This is a genomic window from Vibrio sp. C8, assembly GCF_054051265.1.
On sequence record NZ_JBPAOE010000011.1, the window covers coordinates 373396 to 394445 of the forward strand.

The following is a 21050-nucleotide window of genomic DNA, read 5'->3' on the forward strand; positions in this document are numbered from 1 at the left end:
AAATAGAAAAGGGTAGCGTATCGCTACCCTTTTTCTTTTTTGAATTTGCGCGATTCGCTAACGGGTTATTGTCTGGTTAGTGTAATTAGAATCATCGAACTTGTGCTGGAACTCATACTTTAGAATATTACCTATAACTAATGAACAGCTATGTCATCTTTTACGTACTTTCTACTGCTATAAACTAAAGAGCAGATATGTAACTTGTTGCTTTTTCTGTCAGTTCTTTGAAAAAGTATGACACAGTCTGCAACGCTACCTTGCCCCCCCCCCCCAACTAAAAACGCAAGGTAGACGTCAATATAATAAATGGAGAGTTATGTATGTTTGGTGTACTAGGAATGATATTGGCTGGTGGCGAAGGATCTCGTTTAATGCCATTAACCGAAACGCGTTCAAAACCCTCAGTGCCGTTCGGTGGCAGTTACCGGTTGATTGATTTTGCCCTAAATAATTTTGTGAATGCTGACTTAATGAGGATCTATGTTTTGACTCAGTTTAAGTCACAATCTCTTTATATTCACATGAAGAAAGGTTGGAATGTCTCCGGTATTACCAACCGTTTCATCGACATTATCCCTGCACAAATGCGAGATGGTAAACGTTGGTATGAAGGTACAGCCGATGCCATATATCAGAATATTGTGTTTGTTGAACAATCAGGTGCTGCGGATGTTTGTATTTTTGGTTCTGACCACGTATACAAAATGGATATTCGTCAAATGTTGGAGTCTCACCTTAAAAAAGAAGCAAAGCTGACGGTAGCAGCATTGCGAATGCCAAGAACAGAAGCATCGAAATTTGGCGTAATAGAAGTTGATAGTGAAGGTCAGATGATTGGCTTCGAAGAGAAGCCAGAAAATCCTAAATCTATTCCGGGAGACCCAGATTGGTGTTTGGTCTCAATGGGTAACTACATTTTTAAATCGACGGTATTGTGTGAAGAGTTAAGAGAAGATGCCGTGAATCCAGAATCAAGTCATGACTTTGGCAAAGACATCATTCCTAAGATGTTTCCCCACGGAGGCGTCTATGTGTATGACTTTTCACAAAACAAAATAAAAGGTGAGATTGAAACAACCTATTGGCGTGATGTTGGTTCGATAGAATCTTATTGGTCGGCGCACATGGATCTTTTGGCTAAGAATCCACCATTCTCTTTGTACAACCGTAGTTGGCCTTTACACACCTACTATCCACCGTTACCGCCAGCGACTTTTGTTGATTCTGGTGAGCGTAAGGTTAAAGTCACAGACAGTTTGATTTCAGGTGGTAGTTACATCCAAGGATCAACCATTTACAAATCCGTTTTGGGATTTAGAAGCAATATTGCGGCTGGCTCTTTGATTAGTGAATCTGTTATTTTGGGTGATGTGAAAGTAGGGGCTGGTTGCTCAATTAAGCGTGCCATCATCGACAAGCATGTCGAAATCGCCCCCGGTACTGTCATTGGTGAAAATTTAGAATTGGACCGACAACGATTCCATGTATCTGATGGCGGAATAGTGGTTATCGCCAAAGGGACGAAAGTCGGCTTATAGCTATCATGTAAAAACGAACGTTAAGGGGAGCGAAATGCTTCCCTTAGTTTTTTAATTTAACGCCATAATTACTTTGAATAAAAACTAATTTCCGAGAATGTAAAATAATATAAAAGCTATTATTAATTTTAATAATATTACCCTTAAGACAGAGTTAAATATTTTCAATCAGTAACGCGATACATAATAAAGCACGTGTGATCATCGGAATCGTAAGCGACCGAGTTTCATTCGTAGGTTGTTGCAAGAGATTACACCATCTGATTGGAGATATTTAACTTGTCTAATGTTTTAGGGATGATTTTGGCTGGAGGAGAAGGTTCTCGTCTGATGCCATTAACACAAAAAAGAGCAAAGCCCTCAGTGCCATTTGGCGGCAGCTACCGTTTAATCGATTTTGCTTTAAACAACTTTGTTAATGCAGACTTGATGAAAATATACGTGTTAACACAGTTCAAGTCTCAGTCTCTTTATCTACACATGAAAAAGGGATGGAATGTATCTAGTATCACTGACCGCTTTATAGATTCTATACCAGCTCAAATGAGGGACGGTAAACGTTGGTATGAAGGAACCGCAGATGCTATATATCAAAATATACGTTTCATAGAGCTTTCTGAAGTAGATGATGTCTGCATTTTTGGTTCCGACCACATATACAAAATGGACATCCGGCAGATGTTAAATTTTCACCGTCAGAAAGAAGCTAAGTTGACGGTTGCGGCGTTGCGTATGCCGATTTCCGAAGCTTCTCAATTTGGCGTCATCGAGGTCAATGAATTAGGTGAAATGGTTGGTTTCTCAGAAAAGCCGAAGAACCCTAAATCAATTCCAAATGAACCAGAGTGGGCTTTGGTATCAATGGGAAACTATATTTTCAATTCAGAGGTGCTGTGCCACGAGCTTAAAGTGGATGCTGAAGACCGCGATTCTAGTCATGATTTTGGCAAAGATATTATTCCTAAAATGTTCCCACAAGGTGGGGTATACGTTTATGACTTCGCACAAAATAAAATTAAGGGTGAGATACAGACGACTTACTGGAGAGATGTCGGCACGATAGATTCCTATTGGTCGGCGCATATGGATCTTTTGGCTAAGAACCCTCCATTCTCTTTGTACAACCGCAGTTGGCCTTTGCATACCTACTATCCACCGTTACCACCTGCAACTTTTGTTGATTCTGGTGAGCGTAAGGTTAAAATCACAGACAGTTTAATTTCAGGTGGCAGTTACATCCAAGGATCAACCATTTACAAATCAATTTTGGGATTTAGAAGCAATATTGCGGCTGGCTCTTTGATTAGTGAATCTGTTATCTTGGGTGATGTGAAAGTAGGGGCGGGTTGCTCAATTCAGCGTGCCATCATCGACAAGCATGTCGAAATCGCCCCCGGTACTGTCATTGGTGAAAATTTAGAATTGGACCGACAACGATTCCATGTATCTGATGACGGAATCGTCGTCATAGCAAAAGGAACGAAAGTTGGATTCTAGAAAGGAACAACTCAATGTGTGGTTTACCGTTTCAGAAGTTCAAGGACTAGTAAAAAGTGGAGGCTTGGCTGATGTAGCCAAGGCTCTGCCAAAAGCCTTGCTGGAACTCGGTCATCAAGTCGCCATTGTTTTACCTGGGTACCGCACGGTACCAGACAAAAATTCATCGCAAGTGATTCTCGAAACAGAACTCACTCACTGGCCTCATATTCGTTATCAGGTTCGCCAAACAGAACTGGAAGGCGTGCCAATTTATCTTATTGATTGCGATGCCTACTTTGACCGCCCTGAGCTCTATGCTGAACACAACCAAGCCTATCCGGATAACGGAGAACGCTTTGGGTTTTTCTCTGCAGCGTGTTTAGATGTGTTGCCCAAGTTAGGAATTAAACCCGATATTATCCACGCCAATGACTGGCATACGGGACTGGTTCCTTTTCTTCTTAAAACTCGTTTTAGAAACGACCCTTATTTCACTGGTGTGAAAAGTGTCATCACCATCCACAACGCGATGTTTAAAGGCATATTTTCTCATCATCAGTTAGAAGTCATTCCAGAACTTAATTTATCGGAAATGGAGTTTCTTGAGTATGGTCACGACCATATCAGTATGCTCAGAGCAGGTATCGCATTTGCCGACAAAGTGAACGCTGTTAGCCCGAACTACGCTTCAGAGCTTCTGACTCCGCTAGGCTCTCATGGTCTGGTTAATGATTTTGTTCGTCGTGCTCGAGATTTACATGGCATTGTGAATGGTTGTGACTACAGTGAGTGGAACCCGAGAACGGACACATATCTACCAGAGGTTTACTCAGATGATGCGAAATCACTGAAGAAAGGAAAGGCTGCAAGTAAAAAAGTGTTGCAGCAAGAACTACAGCTACCGCAACGTGATGTTCCTATGTTTGGTATGGTATGCCGACTTACTCATCAGAAAGGTTTCCATTACATTCTTCCAATTCTGGAGAAATTTCTACATAACGATGTTCAGTTGGTCATTGTGGGAACAGGGGAGCCAGAAGTGGCTGCTCAGCTGCATAAAATAGCGAGCGCTTACCCTACACAGTTTGCGTTTGTTGAGGCGTACAGCAACCGATATGCACACCTTGTTGAAGCCGGTTCGGATTTCTTCTTAATGCCTTCTGAATTTGAAGCATGTGGGTTAAACCAAATCTACAGTATGGCGTATGGTACGTTGCCAATCGTTAGAGAAGTCGGCGGTCTTAAAGATACGGTATTGGACTATGACAAATACCCTAGCGAGGCGACTGGATTTGGTTTCCAAGAACCGTCACCAGAAGCTTTGCTCATTACTATGCAGCGTGCACTTCTATTCTATCTACAGCACCCTGATCTGTTGTTGGAAGTTCAGCAACGGGCAATGAGAAGTGATTTTAGTTGGCGAGAATCTGCCCTGGAGTACATTAAGATGTACAACTATGCGATTTTTGATTAATGAATGATGTAAATAAAAACAGAGCCTTAGTGCTCTGTTTTTTTGAACTGTTCCAGGAGAGAATTACTTTTTAACAACTCTGATTACTTTGAAAGGCTGGTCTGTGTTAACCTTCGGCTATCTTTTTGACGTTAAATTAAGTGGGTTCAATGCCTCAAAGTATGCTTTTTCACAAAACTTACAATCATCCAACTAGTAAGGAATGGGTGGTCTTTGTTCATGGAGCAGGAGGTAGTTCATCTATTTGGTTTAAGCAAGTTAAGGCGTATAAGCAACATTTCAATTTGTTGTTTGTTGACTTACGTGGTCACGGTAAATCTCCCCAACTCATCAAAGATCTGCTTAGTAACAACTACACGTTTAAGTCAGTGACATTAGATGTGCTGCGCGTGCTCGACCACCTAAAAATTCAATCTGCGCATTTTGTTGGGATGTCATTAGGCACGATTATTGTTCGCAACCTTGCAGAGCTTGCCACAGAGCGAGTTAGTTCTATGGTATTGGGTGGCGCAGTTACCCGCTTAAATGTACGTTCGCAAATTTTGGTTAAACTCGGGCATATGAGTAAAAACTTTGTGCCTTACATGTGGCTCTATCGGTTATTTGCTTACATCGTGATGCCGCAGCGTAGCCAAAAGCAATCTCGCAATTTATTCGTTAGGGAAGCAAAGAAACTCTGCCAGAAGGAATTTAAGCGCTGGTTTACCCTTACTGCAGAAATCAACCCGATGATGCGTTGCTTCCGTGACAAAGAGTTACCGATTCCGACCTTGTATTTAATGGGGGAGCGTGACTATATGTTTATTCAGCCAGTTAAAGATATGGTTACTTTGCATGAAAAAAGTGAGCTTTGGGAAATTCCTAATTGCGGTCACGTATGCAATATTGAACAACCAGAAGTTTTTAATCGCGTTTCTATCGACTTCATCAACAAACAGGTAACGATGAAAGCTTAATCGTTCTCTAACTGCTCTCTGAGCCGCAGTTCCAACATAACCCGAACTGTGGTTCGTTTTTCTCTCCGCAATGCTCACAAAGCCATTCTGGCTCATTTCCGTTTATGGGATGCAAGTAGTCATGGACAATGGATTGTGCTTGTTTTAGAAAGCTGAGGTTTAACAGCCAGACATAGGGTGAAGATGATTCATCAAAAGGAATTTCCCCACGAACGCTAAAAAGAGTTTCACCTCTTACTTCGCAGGGAATGTTTTGATGACGTAATAATCCGCACACAATATGTGCTTCAGCTGGATGCTGAGCGATAAATATTTTCATATTACTCGCTTGTGACCGCTCTCTTTTGAAGTTTAGATAGTAACCATTTTGCAACTAAAGGGAATAATCCCAATAAGGCGAATGAGAGCAGAACTGTTGGTGAAACGATCCCTGCAAGTGTCTTTATGTCTGCCAGTTGTGTGCCTGCGTTAAGGTAAACAGCCGTACCCGGAAGCATACCCAACTGACTCACTAAGTAATAGCGAGCGGTGGAAATAGGTGTTAACCCCATTAGCAGGTTGATAAGGAAGAAAGGGAACACGGGAATGAGTCTTAGTGTAAATAGGTAGAAAGCACCATCTTTTTTCATACCCCCATTTATCGCGTTAAGCTTGTCACTGAAACGTTGTTGAACCCAATTTCTAAGTAAGTAACGGCTACTAAGAAAAGCCAGTGTTGCCCCTATGGTGCTTGCAAAAGAGACTAAGGCAAGGCTAAACCAAAAACCAAACAAAGCGGCTCCGAGTAGAGTGACAACCGCTGCGCCGGGAATGGAAAAAGCTGTAATAAGCACATAGGCAACAAAATATATTAGCGCTGAGTAGAGAAGGTTTTGCTCTATGTAGTGAGAAAGGTTTGCATGTTGTGCTTTTGCATTCTCAAGAGTCAAATATTGACTAAATTCAATACCGAGAAAAACAATCACAGCGACCAAAATTAAACCCAGTATCAGTTTACGACTCATCTATTACTCCCAAATAGTCGGCTCATTATTATTAAATGTCCTTCATCTATGGTTTATAAGAAAGGGAAAGTCGATTTTTAATTTCAATCTGGACTCACCTTTTGTTAAAAACAGAAAGCTTCAGAAAAACAAAAAGCACTCGTAAAGAGTGCTTTTTAAGTAGGGTGAGTTTTTAACTCAAAGCTTCTGCATTAGCTCGTCACGACGAGATTGAGGAATCACCGACCAGTGTTTACCTTCAATTGCACCTTCTAATGCCCAAAGTAACTCTAAACCAACGGTGGTGGTGTGAGTTTCTTGTACAGCTCTGAACGCTGCGAGTGCGCCTTTTTGTTGAAGCATGTCAACAGAATCGATGCCTGCTTTTTTTAGCATACGTTCTGTTGCCAAACGCATGTTAGGTAGATCCTTAAGGCGATCGGGTTTCGCTTTCGCTTGAGTTTCACGTTCTTGTTTTGCTGCTTCTAAAGCTTGTTTCGCCTCATCAATAATCTGCTCTGGGGCTTCCCAAGCATTTTCAGGTAAAGCGAAATATTTTGTGACAACAGGGAAACCACGTTTTTTATAAACGTAAGGTTCATAACCTTGTTGTTGGAAATTTATTGAGGAGAGATCATCTGCGCGAATGTGCAGGCGGTCATTAACCACAAGAGCGAACATTGCGTCGTCGATGAAAATGCCGAACCCTCCGAACATAGAACGTGATTTCACACATCCTAGTTGCTCAAAAAGTCGCATTGAGTCTTTTAGTACTGGTTTATCCATGCTGTTAGTCTCGGTGTATTAACTAATACGCCACCAAATTCAGGTCCGAGAGAATAGCAAAAAATTACATGGAGTATGTCAATCAATAGTCAACTCATGTATAGATTTTTGCCATCGGCAACCCCGCTACCTACCAGTAATGATTGAACATTGTTTGGTTTAGGCCGGAGGCTTTGCGTCCCATCCTTTCAGAAGGTTTGCCCTGTGCGTGACACTACAGTGAAAATAATAATCAAAAACTTGAATTAGAATCACATTTATATGCACTAAATGTGATTCTAGTTCAAAAAATTAACCTTATGTTTGCTATTTTTATTACCAATAAAAAAATCTGCGAGAGATATCTCTTAAGCCCAAGGAAGTTCTAGGGCCATATTGAGAGTAACTTATTATTTTGTCAGATCTTTTACTGTATCGCGTTCAACAATTTCTGGATGCATTTCAAAGATACGACGTTCGTGTTCTTTGTCTTTAATGCGTTCTAGCAGGATTTCGAAGGCGTTTTTACCCACACGACGTTTCGGTTGGTGGATAGTTGTCAGTGGTGGAGAGAAGTACTCTGCTAACTCAATGTTGTCGTAGCCAATCACAGAGATATCATCCGGTACGCGTACCCCTTTCTGCTGCAAACGTGACATTAGACCCAGTGCCATTGTGTCGTTAAAGCAGAACACCGCGGTTGGCATCTTATCCATAGCAATGATCTTATCTGCGGCTAGAACCGCAGTGTCACATTCAAAGTTGCCTTCTAGAATCCAGTTGTCATTCACTTCTAAATTGGCTTCTGTCATCGCGCGACGGAAGCCAGCAATACGCTCCTGACAAGCCAGTTTGTTCAAATGACCGCTGAGACAAGCGATGTCTTTGTGGCCTCTGTCGATGAGGTACTTAGTTGCTAAGTAACCACCCAGTTCAGAGTTGTCGATAATCTTGTCAGCTTTAGACGCTTCAGGGCCCCAATCCATAATAACTTTTGGAATGTCAGCATGTGATTCAAGCATTTCTGACAGTTCTTGAGTTAAGTCAGAGCACATCACCAAAATGCCATCAACACGTTTTTCTGCCAGCATTCGAATGTAGTCTCTTTGCTTCTCGTAAATACCACCCGTGTTACACAGAATTAGCGTGTACCCTTGGCGGTAACAGTAGCTTTCTACACCGTCTATAACTTCAGAGAAGAATAGGTTGGTCGATTGTGTCACCAACATACCGATAGTACGTGTAGTGTTACATTTCAAACTACGTGCTACTGCACTTGGTGCGTAGTTTAGCTCTTTTACTGCTTCGAGAACTTTCTCTTGAGTTGCTTCAGCAACAAAGCGAGTTTTGTTTATTACGTGTGATACGGTTGTGGTTGATACGCCTGCTAAGCGAGCAACATCTTTAATCGTAGCCATAGATTTGTCCTGTTTTGACTGCTGATTTTAGCTAAATTTTATTAGGTCAAACAAACCCGATTACTGGCCAGATTCAGCAGCGGCGAAGTTGAATAGCTTCTAGCCTAAAGTCACTAAAACACAAAAACCGCTTTGAAACAGCGGTTTGCGTTTTAAATAATGATTCATCATATTTTGCTGTTGAGTTTAAACCGCAAACGGTTAGCTCGCAACGACAAATCATAGGCGCAAACTTAACTGTAGTCACAATTCATTGCCTAAATTGCGCTATTGATGAGAATCAGTTGCCAGTAAGGTATTGTAAATCGAGTTGCAAGAAAGCAACTAATAATACGGATATTGATGAATAAAACCCTAATTTATCCACACTTGAACAATGAAGAGAAAATTCCGGCACCCAACTCAGTAAATGATTACGGATATAGTCTGCTTGGAACTGAAGCGCTTTTTCCATATGCGGTTCTTTCTCTAATTCGTTTGAACGAATAATCAGGTGACCAAGAAAATCCAATTCGATAGAAAGATGGTCATAGGATTCATCTGGTTGCTTTTGTACGTGAACCCCATTTTGTTCCATGAGCTGAGCAATTGCTTGCTCTGGTGTCTCGCCAACATATTTAGATTTATCAAGATAGAGTGACGCATAGGGTAGTGCAGAGTTTTCATCACACTTTGAAAATAGATGAAAAAAGCTGTTGGCAATTTGAACTTGGGCATCCTGTTGCTTGAGAAGCCAGTCGAGGACAGAAATGAACTTTTGGCTAGGTGCTGCTAAATGCGCATTCTCACCAAGGCCTGCTAGGAAGTTATGAATTTCTGGTGAATCATACCGTTCTAAATCTTGTGAGGTGAGCTCATGAGTAAACAGCCCTGAAAGCCACCAGTAAATCTCAGCACGTTTGTCATTGAATGCTTTAATTTCTTTCATCGCTTAACTCCGATTCAGCCTTTTTCTAAGTCTAAGCAATAATTGCGCTTTATATGAAATTTACTGATTAAATTGTTCGAAGATTGTGCTTTGGATATAAATAAAAACCCGCGCTAGGCGGGTCTTAATTGGAGTGAATGATTGGTTATTGGTTCTGTGTTGCTGTTTCGTCATAACCGGCGACATAGTCACGAAGATTCTGCCAAAGTTGACCAAGAGTCTCATGCCAGAATCGCTCGGTTTGTTCCAGATAACGCGCTTTTGGCGTGTACTTTTCCCAAGGTTGGGCAATATTGACTTGCGCTAGGAAGTTAGTTGGTGCCGGTATTGGGTTTAAGCCAGCCGATTCAAATTCTTTAATTGCTCTTTCCATGTGGCTAGCCGAAGTAACCAATACGAGCTTTCTGTTTTGCACGAAAGCTGCGGCTTGTCTTGCTTCTTCCCATGTATCTTTTGCTGTTTCCAACAACACAATATCGGATTTTGCAATGCCAAGTGCCAAAGCAACACGTGCCAGCATACGAGCATGGCTAAATTCACTACCTTGTGCATAACCTGAAAGAATCAGCTTAGAGCCCGGATACATGCGAACAATGCGAATACCTTCAGCTAAACGCATTAGAGCGGTACGAGAAAGTTCGGATGTCGGCGGTATATCGTCGTCAACGACATGACCGTTGCCTAACACCATTACATAGTCAATTGCTCCTTCCACAGGAAGAAAAGCAGAGTATTGACGCTCCAGCGGCATCAATAAACGGGTTGATATTGGTTGGAACGAAATAAGGAAAAGACTGGTGAGTGAAAATAAAACAATGAGGCTGCCAGTCTTGCGCTTGGCAGTAAACATAATCAGCATTAAGCCGATGAATCCCACAATCAGCAGCGCTGGCAAGGGCATTAAAAAGGATGAAACAATCTTTTTCAGCTCAAACATAAACAAAATAGTCCGAAAAAACAGCACTTGATAATAAAAAGGGAGAAACCCTCTTTATTCCTGCTATTCCTATGACAAAATAGCAGCACGAATCCGTTATCATAACTCAAGCCGCCGTGACAGAAGATCGCAATTTCGACGATATTGCCCACAAATTTGCAAAAAACATCTATGGCTCTGACAAAGGTGAAATCCGCCAAGTCATTGTTTGGGAAGATCTCACACAGATGTTGACAAATTTTGACCAGTCAGAAACTCCATTGCATGTTCTTGACGCAGGAGGTGGACTCGCACAGATGTCACAGAAGGTCGCAAAGCTAGGGCACCGTGTCACCTTGTGTGATCTTTCTTCTGAAATGCTCAATCTTGCCAAACAGGATATTGCCAATCATGGTTTGCTTGATCAATATCATCTGGTTCATTCTCCTGTGCAAAATATTCAGGAGTATTTGAGTGAGCCGGTCGATGTACTGATGTTTCACGCCGTGATGGAATGGCTAGCAGACCCTAAATCTGCATTAGAAAACTTGTTAGATCAGGTTAAACCGGGTGGTATGGCGTCTGTCATGTTCTACAACTATCACGGGCTCGTATATAAGAATGCGGTTTGTGGCAATATTCCCCATGTATTAGAGGGTATGCCGCATAGAAAACGATTCAAGCTCCAACCTCAAACCGGATTACTTCCTACGGAAGTGTACCAATGGATAGAGGACGCAGGGTTTGAGATACAAGGAAAATCGGGTATTCGCTGTTTCAGTGATTATATTGGCAACGTGAAAAACATGGGCGAATACCAATACGATGATGTATTGGCTTTAGAACGCAAATTTTGTCGTCAGGAGCCATACCTCTCATTAGGCCGATACATACATGTATGGGCTAAGAAAAAACAATAACAGGAATAACAATGGGTGAGTTAACTCAGAAAGCTGTTGAGCAACCTATTGATGAATTGGTTAGCTGGGTAAAACAGCATGATTTCTCATTAAATCTATCGACTGAGCGACTCGCATTTCTCATTGCAATCGCAGTGCTAAGTAACGAAAGATTTGATGAAGAACTCGGTGAAGGTGAGTTGCACGATGCATTCACTATAGTCACTCGAATGTTTGAAGGTACAGGTGAAGCATCGGCTTTTCGTGCTAACAACGCCATTAATGAGCTAGTTAAACAACGCCTAATCAGTCGCTTTACCAGCGAACTCAATGAAGGGGCAAGTATATATCGCCTGTCCCCTCTGGCGATAGGCATAACCGATTACTACGTTCGTCACAGAGAGTTTTCTAAGCTGAAGCTGTCTATCCAACTCTCTATGTTGGCTGACGAAATGGCAAAAGCGGTCGAATCTGCGCAACAAGGTGGTTCAGTTGGACACTGGAAAAAGAACGTTTTCGGTGTGCTGAAATACTCTGTGGGTGAAATCTTTGACCGTATTGATTTAAACCAACGTGTCATGGATGAGCAGCAGCAATCCGTAAAAGAGCAAATCGCAGAGCTTCTGAATAAAGATTGGCGTGAAGCCATCAATAACTGTGAAGAGCTACTTTCAGAAACATCTTCAACATTGCGTGAGCTGCAAGATACCTTGCAAACCGCTGGCGACGATCTTCAAACTCAGATTTTAGATATTCAGGAAATGGTGTACGGCGATCCTGAACTTGAATTTATTGAAGAAACTTTATTTGGCTTGCAAATGAAACTTGACCGTATAACGAGTTGGGGTCAACAGGCGATTGATTTGTGGATTGGCTATGACCGCCACGTGCATAAGTTCATTCGTACCGCTATTGATATGGACCAAAACCGTGCGTTTAGCCAACGTCTGCGTCAATCGTTCAATGACTACTTTGAGCAACCTTGGTATTTGACCTACGCCGATGCTGAGCGTCTGATGGATCTTCGTGATGAAGCATTAGTGCTTCGCGATGACGAAGTGACGGGTAGTGTTCCTGACGAAGTTGAGTACGAAGAATTCCAGCAAGTAAACGATGAACTTGCTGAGAGAATTGGCGCTATGCTGCAAGTGCATAAAGACCAAGGACAAGCGATTGATTTGGGTGCTGTTTTACGCGACTACCTCGCCACGCATCCAAAAACTCATCATTTTGATTTAGCACGAATAGTTGTTGATCAAGCCGTTCGACTTGGATATTCCGAGTCGGACTACCGCGCGATTCAGCCAGATTGGCAAGCAATCAACGATTTTGGTGCAAAGGTACAAGCAAATGTCATCGACAGATATTAACGAATACATGCCAGAGAATCTGGCGAAAGCGATCAGCAATCCGCTTTTCCCTGCACTGGATAGTGCATTGCGCGCGGGTCGACATGTTTCCAGCGACGATTTAGATAATCACGCATTCCTATCGGATTTTGAAACGGAATTGGCGCATTTTTACCAACGTTACAACACAGAACTGGTGCGAGCCCCCGAAGGCTTCTTTTACTTGCGCCCGCGTTCTACAGCACTTATCAGCCGCAGTATTTTGTCTGAACTGGACATGCTGGTGGGTAAGGTGTTGTGTTTCCTCTATCTTAGCCCTGAACGTTTGGCTCACGAGGGTATCTTTACCAACCAAGAGCTGTATGAAGAGCTGCTTGCGCTAACCGATGAGAAAAAGCTCATGAAGTTAGTGACTAATAGAGCGAACGGTTCTGATTTGGATAAAGAGAAACTGTTTGAAAAAGTACGAACATCCCTTCGTCGTTTACGTCGTCTAGGCATGATCATCAACATCGGTGAAACCACAAAATTCAGTATCAGTGAAGCGGTATTTCGTTTCGGTGCCGATGTTCGAGTAGGTGACGATATGCGTGAAGCACAACTACGCCTTATCCGTGATGGTGAAGCTGTTGTGCATACCCAGGAACCGAATCAACATAGTTTGTTAGATGAAGGTTTATTAGAGGAAGACCAGATAGACGAGGATTCCCTAATAGATCAAGAGCAAGTCGATGAAACAGAATTGGAAGGTGAAGCATGATTGAAAGAGGCAAATATCAATCGCTGACCATGGTCAACTGGAACGGCTTCTTTGCTCGTACTTTTGATATTGATAACTTAGTGACAACCTTATCAGGCGGTAACGGTGCCGGTAAATCGACCACTATGGCTGCGTTTATCACTACGCTTATCCCTGACCAAAGTTTACTGCATTTCCGTAATACGACAGAAGCGGGAAGCTCTCAAGCGTCTCGTGACAAAGGTTTGTTTGGAAAATTACAGCCGGGCGCGTGTTACGCTGCACTTGATGTGGTGAACTCTCGTAAACAGCGCTTATTGTTTGGTGTTAAGCTGCAACAGGTCGCTGGTCGCGATAAGAAAGTAGATATCAAACCATTCCTTATTCAAGGCTTGCCAAGTCATATTAAACCGACGGATATCCTAATCGAAACGGTGTCAGACAAGCATGCTCGCGTACGTCAAATCAACGATGTGAAAGCCGCAGTCTCTGCGATTGAAGGTGCACACTTCAAAGCGTTCAGTTCTACAGTGGATTACCACGCGCAAATGTTTGAGTTTGGCGTTCTGCCGAAGAAACTGCGCAGCAGTGGCGACCGTTCAAAATTCTACCGACTAATTGAAGCGTCTTTATACGGTGGTATTTCAAGTGCTATTACTCGCTCGCTTCGTGACTACCTATTGCCACAAAATGGCGGGGTTAAGAAAGCGTTCCAAGATATGGAATCAGCGTTGCGTGAAAACCGCATGACGCTTGAAGCAATCAAATCAACTCAAGCCGACCGCGATCTGTTTAAACACCTGATTACTGAATCGACCAATTACGTAGCGGCTGACTACATGCGTCATGCCAATGATCGCCGTAACAAGGTTGGTCAGACGCTTGAACTGCGTAAAGAGTTAATGAACTCTCGTGAAACCTTGATTGAGCAAAACAGTTTGCTTAACCGAGTGCATGAAGAACTTGAGATGCTGGTAGAGCAAGAGTCTGCACTTGAGCAAGACCATCAAGGTGCTTCGGACCATCTGCAACTGGTTCAAAACGCATTGCGCCAGCAAGAGAAGATTGAACGCTATCAGGATGATCTTGAAGAGCTGAACATGCGCCTTGAAGAACAGATGATGGTGGTTGAGGAAGCTCAGGAGCGCTTATTAGAAGCCGAAGAGCAGGCAACAGTTGCGGAAGAAGAGGTGGATAGCCTCAAGACGCAATTGGCCGATTACCAACAAGCACTGGATGTTCAGCAAACCCGTGCACTGCAATACCAACAAGCATTGCAAGCGCTAGATAAAGCGCAGCAGCTACTGGGTGATGAAGCCATCAGTGCTGAAAACGCCGTAGCGAAAGTGGCAGAGCTTAAGCAGCAGCAGGAAGATCGCACTTCAGAGTTACTGTCTCTGAAACACAAACTCGACATGTCGTCTGCGGCAGCGTCTCAGTTTGAGAATGCGTTTAGCTTAGTGAAGCGCGTGTTGGGCAATGTTGAACGCCAAGATGCAGCTCAAGAAGCAAGAACACTGATTCGTCGTGCGAATGACGCACAACAAGTGACGCAAAACGAACAACAATGGTATGCGCAGCAACGAGATTTAGAACGTCGCCTAGAGCAACAAACCGCTGTTCGTAAACTTGTTGATGACTACCAAAAACAACACAACGTCACTTTGAGTGATGAAATGGCGGTTGAGCAAGAGTTAGAGCGCCATCAAGCAGTATTGGAAAACTTAGAATCGACCCAAGAAGAACTGCGTGAAAAACGCAGTGAACAGCGTCGTCTAGAGCAAGACCAACTACAGAAGATCACTCAGCTTGAAGCTATCGCTCCTGCTTGGATTAAAGCCAACGATGCGTTAGAAATTTTGCGTGAGCAAAGCGGTGCAGAGTTGGCTAACAGCCAATCTGTTATGGCAGAAATGCAGCAGGTATTGGAGCAAGAGAAAGTCCAATCCAACGCGAAAGATAAGCTTGCTGAGCGTCGTGAGGTTCTAGAGCAAGAAATTGAACGTTTAGCGTCTCCAAGTGGTTCGAACGATCCTCGCTTGAAAGGTCTGGCAGATACGCTTGGCGGTGTATTGCTGTCGGAAATCTATGACGATATCACCATTGAAGATGCCCCATATTTCAGCGCGATGTATGGTCCTGCACGTCACGCGATTGTGGTTTCTGACCTTACTGGTATCAAAGAAAAGCTCATTGAACTGGATGATTGTCCTGAAGATCTCTACCTGATTGAAGGTGATGTAGACGCGTTCGACGACAGTTCATTCAATGCTGAAGAACTGGATGGCGCTGTTTGTGTTCAGTTCAATGATCGTCAGATCCGCTATTCACGACTACCAGCTATCCCTCTGTTTGGTCGCGCAGCACGTGAACAACGTTTGGAACTGTTACGTTCTGAACGTGAAGAAGTGGTTGAACAACACGCGAAAGCAGCTTTTGACTCGCAAAAGCTGCAACGTCTATACACCAGCTTCAATGAGTTTGTCGCCAAGCATCTGCACGTGGCGTTTGATGCAGACCCAGAGCAAGCAATTCTAGTGGCGCGTGATAAACGTAACCAAATCGCTCGTACTCTGGCTGAGTTAGACAGTCAGGATCAACAACAACGCAGTCAAGTGCAGCTAAGTAAACAAGCGATTTCTGCATTAGATAAAATTGCACCGAACATGTTGCTGATTGAAGATGATTCTCTAGCGGAACGTGTGGAAGAAATCGCGCAAAAGATTGCTCAATTGAGTGAATCGAAAAGCTTTATTTCGGCTCATGGAAAAGCCATCGCTGAGCTAGAGAAAGTGGTCAACGCGCTGGATGCAGACCCAGAGCAGTTCGACGCACTGGAAGAGCAATATCAGCAAGCGGATGCACAACTTCAACAATTGAAAGCGCAGATCTTCGCGTTATCTGATTTGGTTGAACGTCGTCATCACTTTGCTTATTCAGACTCAGTGGATATGTTGAGTCAAAGCAGTGAATTAAGTGAGCAGTTGAAAGCGAAGCTAGTGCAAGCGGAAAGCACCCGTAATCGCACTCGTGAAGAACTGAAACAGTCTCAAGCGCAAATTGGTCAATACAATCAGGTATTGGCATCGCTGAAGAGCTCGCATCAGGCAAAGCTAGAAACGGTTCAAGAGTTTAAGCAAGAACTGCAAGAGTTCGGTGTTCATGCTGATGAAGGTGCTCTAGAGCGTGCACAGCGTCGTCGTGATGAACTGTATGAACGTTTGCATACTTCTCGAGCTCGTAAGAGTGAATACGAACGTACTATCACTTCAACTGACCTTGAAATGAAAGCGCTGGTGAAGCGTCTTAAGAAAGTTGAAAAAGACTACCGTGACTTACGTATTTTCGTCGTCAATGCGAAAGCGGGTTGGTGTTCTGTACTGCGTTTAGCGCGTGAAAATGATGTAGAACGTCGTCTGCATAAACGTGAACTTGCATATCTGTCTGCGGATGAACTGCGTTCTATGTCAGATAAATCATTAGGTGCTCTGCGTCTTGCTGTAGCAAACAATGAAGATCTGCGTGATGCGCTACGCCAGTCGGAAGACAATACTCGCCCTGAACGTAAAGTATTGTTCTATATCGCGGTTTACCAGCATCTTCGTGAACGCATTCGTCAAGACATCATTCGTACCGACGATCCAGTTGAAGCTATCGAAGAGATGGAAGTGGAGCTGGCGCGTCTAACGGAAGAGCTGACTCAGCGTGAGAACCGTTTGGCTATCAGCTCTGAATCGGTGGCGAGCATTATTCGCAAAACCATTCAGCGTGAACAAAACCGAATCCGTATGCTTAACCAAGGTTTGTCAAACATTGCCTTTGGTCAAGTGAAAGGCGTTCGTCTGAATGTTAAAGTTCGCGAAAGTCATGAGATCTTATTAGCGGGTCTTTCTGATAATCACGAACAACACAGAGACTTGTTTGAAAGCTCTCGCTACACCTTCTCAGAAGCGATGGCGAAGCTATTCCAACGTGTGAACCCACATATCGATATGGGTCAGCGTTCGGCTCAGGTACTGGGTGAAGAGATGCTGGATTACCGTAACTACTTAGAGTTGAGTGTTGAAGTCAGCCGTGGTTCAGATGGCTGGTTGCAAGCGGAATCTGGCGCACTGTCTACTGGTGAGGCAATTGGTACTGGTCAGTCAATTCTGTTAATGGTGGTTCAAAGCTGGGAAGAAGAGTCTCGCCGTTTACGCAGCAAAGACATCGTTCCATGTCGTCTGCTGTTCTTGGATGAGGCAGCGCGTCTTGACTCTAAGTCAATTGCAACGTTGTTCGAGTTGTGTGATCGCCTAGACATGCAGCTTCTGATTGCGGCTCCTGAAAACATCAGCCCAGAGAAGGGGACAACCTATAAACTGGTGCGTAAAGTGTTTAAAGACCATGAGCATGTACACGTTGTTGGTTTGAGAGGCTTCGGACAAACGGAAAAACCGAAATCTGAAGAGCAGTTATTAGCAGAGGAACTCAGTTAATAACGAAAACCTAATAAAAAACGCCTTCTTGAAAGAAGGCGTTTTTGCTTCTAATCACACAAGTTTTACAGGCATTAAACCTCAAGCGCAGTTGTATTTGTTAACTTAAATAAGCCTTACTAACAGAAACACACTGATTAACGACGTCTGAAATGGAACCCGTGATATCAATTTGATAAGTATTTGGTTCTTGCGATGAAGGCATTTCAAGAGTATCGAATTGGCTGTCGAGCAGTGACAGCGGCATAAAATGGCCTTCACGGTTTTGCATTCGTTGTGCTATGACTTCTTTGTCGGCATGAAGATGCAGGAACACCACATTGTTGTTGTCTTCGCGTATTTTGTCGCGATAGGTCTGCTTTAGTGCCGAGCACACTATCACGCCGATTTCGTTTTTCTTTTCTATGCTAAAAACAGAGTCACGGATACGCTCCAGCCAAGGGGCTCGATCATCATCATTCAGTGCCTGACCTTGTGACATCTTAATTACGTTGGCTTTAGGATGCAGATCGTCACCATCAATAAACTTACCGTTAATGGCTTTTGCGAAGTGCTCACCTACGGTTGACTTACCCGTGCAGCATACGCCCATGATGATGAACACTGCAGAATGTTGGTTTTTGTTATCGCTCATAGTTTGACTCAAATTGTTTTTAGTTTTTGTTAGAGGCTTCATTGATGAGGCTTGAACATAGGCCAGCTGATTACTTCTGACCTATGGGTTGGTTCTTAGGTTGGATTGTTAGTGACGGAAGATGCGAACAACGACCTCGTAAGTTTTGCCCGCAGTAATATCTTCAATCAAGTTCGATGACAGGCGGTCGCCGTTTACAAAAATGCCTGCTTCACTCTCGCTGCCTACCGTTTGGTATTCAACATCGAATGTGGCACCACGGAATTGACGCAATACATGAGCACTTTCCCAGTCAGAAGGTAATTGAGGTGTAATCACAAGCCCCTGCTGGCAGCCTTTCAAACCAAATAACTCTTCAATCACTAAGCGGTAGTACCAAGCGCCAGTACCCGTATTAAACAGGTTGCTTGAGCGCCCTGCGGTTTCAGGGAACTGGTAGTATGCGCCGCGATAGTAGTTTGGAATGTATACAGGGAGCTGACCTCGTTGAGCAAAGGACTCATTTTCTGGATCGGCTAACATCTTTCTCAGAGTTTTAAAGGCTCTGTCGGACTGCTTAATGTTGTACATACTCGCAGCATAGAAAGCAGCTGCATGGTTATACACAGAGCCATTTTCGCCGGAACCAGGCCATTTTTGTGTCACTCGGCCAACATCTTCACGCATAGCCGTAAACGCAGGTGCGCATAACATCACACCATAAGGCGTATCCAACTGTTCATCGACGGCTTTGAGCATTCGTGCGGTTTGTTGTTCATTAGGCATGTTGGCTAGGAAAGCCCAACTTTGCGTATTTAAGAAGATACGTCCTTCTTTATCCTGTGGAACGCCAAAGGTCACACCATCGTCAGTGATACCACGAGCATACCAGTCGCCTTGCCACAAATATTTGTCGGCAATAACCGCAAGTTCATCGACAGTTTTTTGGAACTGGTCGATTTTCTCGCTGTGATTAACATCGCGTGATTGGCGAATCCAAGATTGCAGAGCAAAACTTAATGCTTGGGTTAACCAGCCTGAAACCCCTTTGCCTTTGTAGCCCACCATATTCATTGGGTCACACCAATCTCCCTGAGCAATATAAGGCAAGCCGCGTTCATCACGGGCGTGGCACATATATTCCATGGCAAGGTTCATGTGCTCCATTACGCTGCTCTTTTCATCAGAATCTGCCCAAGCGACAGGTTCATCTAACAGCGCCCAATCATTGGTTTCATTCAAATAGGCTTCTAGAATCAGCGTTAACCAAACTGAGTGATCAGTATGAGGGATCTGGTTGATATATTTTAATTCGGCCTCTGGTGTTAACAGAATGCCGTCAGGCATTTCACCGTCGCGTTTTTGCTGTGACAGAGAGGTGAGAATAACCTGCTTAGTCTCTTGGCTGTTGACATACGCCATGCCCATGCCGTCTTGCAAATAGTTACGTGTTTGTGGGTCAGTGGTTAATCGATGAGTATCCCCGTGGTAGAACACCTGACGAGGCAGCCAGTTATTGACAAACTGATCAAAGATTTTGTCCGGTGTTGATACCTGTAGCACCCCTTTACCAGACCCAATGTAGTTCTCGTAGCGAGCGACAGTTTGGTTCTTATTCGCGCCCAGAGTTTGTTCTAGGGTGTGGCTGATCTCGGCTTTATCCAATGCCGGCCCGAATACAAAGTTAAACTCTTGTTCTTCTTCAGATTGCAGGTCTAATGCAAACTGCATAATGCACGCAGGCATTTCATAGTAGTTTGCCTGATCGCTTAATGAACTGTCTTGTTGAAGAGCAGTGGGATTATGTAAGCCACCTTGTCCTTCGAAACGAGATACGCTGGTTTCAAAATGAGTCGGGCGCACATCACAAGCTAAGTATGTGATGTCTTTAAGATGTTTGTTCTTTTCGTAGTCTTCAAGCTTTTGATATGGCGTGATCGAGGTACAAACAATCGAATTCAGCGTCTCATCGTAGTGAGCCGCCATGTTCATCCAAGACATATAGCCGACCGGAAAGTAAGGGACGAGCGAAATTTTTCTCGTCTTACTGTCACGATTCACAACCTTGACCTTCCAAAGCTCAGCAACAAAATCGGCGCTAAGGGTCAGCGTCATTTCCATTTCGATACCCAAGTGCTTGATATGCCATTTAATATCATTGAGACCGGGTAGGAACTGATAGCTGTCCAATTCTTTCTTCATTGGTGCAAAAGGCGCTGAGAACATTTCACCACTTTCATCATCTCTCAGATAGAAAAAGCGACCTGGATGGTGAGCGAAGTACGGTTGCTCTGGCTGCATAAAACTGGTGGCAGCCATATTCGGGTTGTGAGCGTATTTTTTAGGCTCAGGATTCATATATTGAGCTACAGCGTAACCTTGACAATTCACATGAATCATCATCTTCTTATTCCATAAATATCCCGCGCTGTTGGGTACTAGAGTTGGGTCATCTAGTAAGAAGCGTTTGCCGGAGTCAATATAGTGTGTCATTCAATAGCCCTCTGAAATA

General features: G+C 43.6%; 16 protein-coding genes and 1 riboswitch. Of the genes, 8 read left to right on the top strand and 8 right to left on the bottom strand.

Translation table 11 applies throughout. The features are described from left to right. Positions 1–323 precede the first annotated feature (323 nt). The 4 genes from glgC (ACRQQK_RS07730) to ACRQQK_RS07745 all read left to right on the top strand — a co-directional run bounded on the left by glgC (ACRQQK_RS07730) (position 324) and on the right by ACRQQK_RS07745 (position 5450). Positions 324–1541 carry a glucose-1-phosphate adenylyltransferase gene (gene glgC, locus ACRQQK_RS07730; RefSeq protein ID WP_457510710.1) on the top strand — a complete coding sequence of 406 codons (1218 nt, stop codon included), beginning with the start codon at positions 324–326 and terminating at the stop codon, positions 1539–1541. Between the two features lie 279 nt (positions 1542–1820). Then, the gene (glgC, locus tag ACRQQK_RS07735; RefSeq protein ID WP_457510711.1) at positions 1821–3038 is read left to right on the top strand and encodes a glucose-1-phosphate adenylyltransferase; all 1218 of its coding nucleotides are present in this window, start codon (positions 1821–1823) and stop codon (positions 3036–3038) included. Further along, entirely contained in the window at positions 3028–4494 is a 1467-nt protein-coding gene (gene glgA / locus ACRQQK_RS07740; RefSeq protein WP_457510712.1) for a glycogen synthase GlgA, read from the top strand. Before glgC (ACRQQK_RS07735) ends, glgA begins: the two co-directional genes overlap by 11 nt. Before the next feature lie 149 nt (positions 4495–4643). Beyond that, a complete protein-coding gene (locus ACRQQK_RS07745; protein ID WP_457510713.1) occupies positions 4644–5450 on the top strand; it encodes an alpha/beta fold hydrolase in 807 nt (268 codons plus the stop codon). A gap of 7 nt (positions 5451–5457) precedes the next feature. On the opposite strand, the gene ACRQQK_RS07750 is transcribed toward ACRQQK_RS07745, so the two are convergent. The 6 genes from ACRQQK_RS07750 to elyC all read right to left on the bottom strand — a co-directional run bounded on the left by ACRQQK_RS07750 (position 5458) and on the right by elyC (position 10508). Continuing rightward, the gene (locus tag ACRQQK_RS07750; RefSeq protein ID WP_457510714.1) at positions 5458–5769 is read right to left on the bottom strand and encodes a DUF7577 domain-containing protein; all 312 of its coding nucleotides are present in this window, start codon (positions 5767–5769) and stop codon (positions 5458–5460) included. A gap of 1 nt (position 5770) precedes the next feature. Then, positions 5771–6454, bottom strand: a complete 684-nt coding sequence (locus ACRQQK_RS07755) for a TVP38/TMEM64 family protein (protein ID WP_457510715.1) — start codon at positions 6452–6454, stop codon at positions 5771–5773. Between the two features lie 177 nt (positions 6455–6631). Further along, complete coding sequence (locus ACRQQK_RS07760; RefSeq protein ID WP_457510716.1) at positions 6632–7219, bottom strand: TfoX/Sxy family DNA transformation protein; 588 nt, start codon at positions 7217–7219, stop codon at positions 6632–6634. A 113-nt stretch (positions 7220–7332) separates the two neighbouring features. Continuing rightward, a riboswitch (cyclic di-GMP riboswitch) is annotated at positions 7333–7431 on the bottom strand. A gap of 177 nt (positions 7432–7608) precedes the next feature. Continuing rightward, entirely contained in the window at positions 7609–8616 is a 1008-nt protein-coding gene (purR, locus tag ACRQQK_RS07765; RefSeq protein WP_457510717.1) for an HTH-type transcriptional repressor PurR, read from the bottom strand. Between the two features lie 280 nt (positions 8617–8896). Continuing rightward, the gene (gene torD, locus ACRQQK_RS07770; protein WP_457510719.1) at positions 8897–9544 is read right to left on the bottom strand and encodes a molecular chaperone TorD; all 648 of its coding nucleotides are present in this window, start codon (positions 9542–9544) and stop codon (positions 8897–8899) included. 145 nt (positions 9545–9689) lie between these two features. Then, the gene (elyC, locus tag ACRQQK_RS07775; RefSeq protein ID WP_457510721.1) at positions 9690–10508 is read right to left on the bottom strand and encodes an envelope biogenesis factor ElyC; all 819 of its coding nucleotides are present in this window, start codon (positions 10506–10508) and stop codon (positions 9690–9692) included. Positions 10509–10597: 89 nt separating this feature from the next. On the opposite strand from elyC, the gene cmoM reads away from it, so the two are divergent. From cmoM to mukB, 4 genes are read left to right on the top strand one after another with little or no spacing between them, the layout of a single operon-like run. Next, on the top strand, positions 10598–11380 hold the full coding sequence (gene cmoM / locus ACRQQK_RS07780) for a tRNA uridine 5-oxyacetic acid(34) methyltransferase CmoM (protein WP_457510723.1): 783 nt from the start codon (positions 10598–10600) through the stop codon (positions 11378–11380). Positions 11381–11391: 11 nt separating this feature from the next. Beyond that, positions 11392–12729, top strand: a complete 1338-nt coding sequence (mukF, locus tag ACRQQK_RS07785; RefSeq protein WP_457510725.1) for a chromosome partition protein MukF — start codon at positions 11392–11394, stop codon at positions 12727–12729. Then, a complete protein-coding gene (mukE, locus tag ACRQQK_RS07790; RefSeq protein WP_457510727.1) occupies positions 12710–13468 on the top strand; it encodes a chromosome partition protein MukE in 759 nt (252 codons plus the stop codon). The genes mukF and mukE overlap by 20 nt, the downstream gene beginning before the upstream one ends. Next, positions 13465–17925 carry a chromosome partition protein MukB gene (mukB, locus tag ACRQQK_RS07795; protein WP_457510729.1) on the top strand — a complete coding sequence of 1487 codons (4461 nt, stop codon included), beginning with the start codon at positions 13465–13467 and terminating at the stop codon, positions 17923–17925. The genes mukE and mukB overlap by 4 nt, the downstream gene beginning before the upstream one ends. A 100-nt stretch (positions 17926–18025) precedes the next feature. Here the strand turns inward: mukB and ACRQQK_RS07800 are convergent, their stop codons facing one another. Both ACRQQK_RS07800 and ACRQQK_RS07805 read right to left on the bottom strand, forming a co-directional pair. After that, positions 18026–18559, bottom strand: a complete 534-nt coding sequence (locus tag ACRQQK_RS07800) for a gluconokinase (RefSeq protein WP_457510731.1) — start codon at positions 18557–18559, stop codon at positions 18026–18028. A 108-nt stretch (positions 18560–18667) separates the two neighbouring features. Then, positions 18668–21031 carry a GH36-type glycosyl hydrolase domain-containing protein gene (locus ACRQQK_RS07805; protein WP_457510733.1) on the bottom strand — a complete coding sequence of 788 codons (2364 nt, stop codon included), beginning with the start codon at positions 21029–21031 and terminating at the stop codon, positions 18668–18670. Positions 21032–21050: the final 19 nt, after the last annotated feature.

Excerpts from the sequence above, each read along its gene's own strand:
- glgC (WP_457510710.1), top strand. The coding sequence starts at position 324 with ATGTTTGGTGTACTAGGAATGATATTGGCTGGTGGCGAAGGATCTCGT.
- ACRQQK_RS07745 (WP_457510713.1), top strand. The coding sequence starts at position 4,644 with ATGCCTCAAAGTATGCTTTTTCACAAAACTTACAATCATCCAACTAGT.
- ACRQQK_RS07750 (WP_457510714.1), bottom strand. The coding sequence starts at position 5,769 with ATGAAAATATTTATCGCTCAGCATCCAGCTGAAGCACATATTGTGTGC.
- ACRQQK_RS07755 (WP_457510715.1), bottom strand. The coding sequence starts at position 6,454 with ATGAGTCGTAAACTGATACTGGGTTTAATTTTGGTCGCTGTGATTGTT.
- ACRQQK_RS07760 (WP_457510716.1), bottom strand. The coding sequence starts at position 7,219 with ATGGATAAACCAGTACTAAAAGACTCAATGCGACTTTTTGAGCAACTA.
- purR (WP_457510717.1), bottom strand. The coding sequence starts at position 8,616 with ATGGCTACGATTAAAGATGTTGCTCGCTTAGCAGGCGTATCAACCACA.
- torD (WP_457510719.1), bottom strand. The coding sequence starts at position 9,544 with ATGAAAGAAATTAAAGCATTCAATGACAAACGTGCTGAGATTTACTGG.
- mukF (WP_457510725.1), top strand. The coding sequence starts at position 11,392 with ATGGGTGAGTTAACTCAGAAAGCTGTTGAGCAACCTATTGATGAATTG.
- mukE (WP_457510727.1), top strand. The coding sequence starts at position 12,710 with ATGTCATCGACAGATATTAACGAATACATGCCAGAGAATCTGGCGAAA.
- mukB (WP_457510729.1), top strand. The coding sequence starts at position 13,465 with ATGATTGAAAGAGGCAAATATCAATCGCTGACCATGGTCAACTGGAAC.
- ACRQQK_RS07800 (WP_457510731.1), bottom strand. The coding sequence starts at position 18,559 with ATGAGCGATAACAAAAACCAACATTCTGCAGTGTTCATCATCATGGGC.
- ACRQQK_RS07805 (WP_457510733.1), bottom strand. The coding sequence starts at position 21,031 with ATGACACACTATATTGACTCCGGCAAACGCTTCTTACTAGATGACCCA.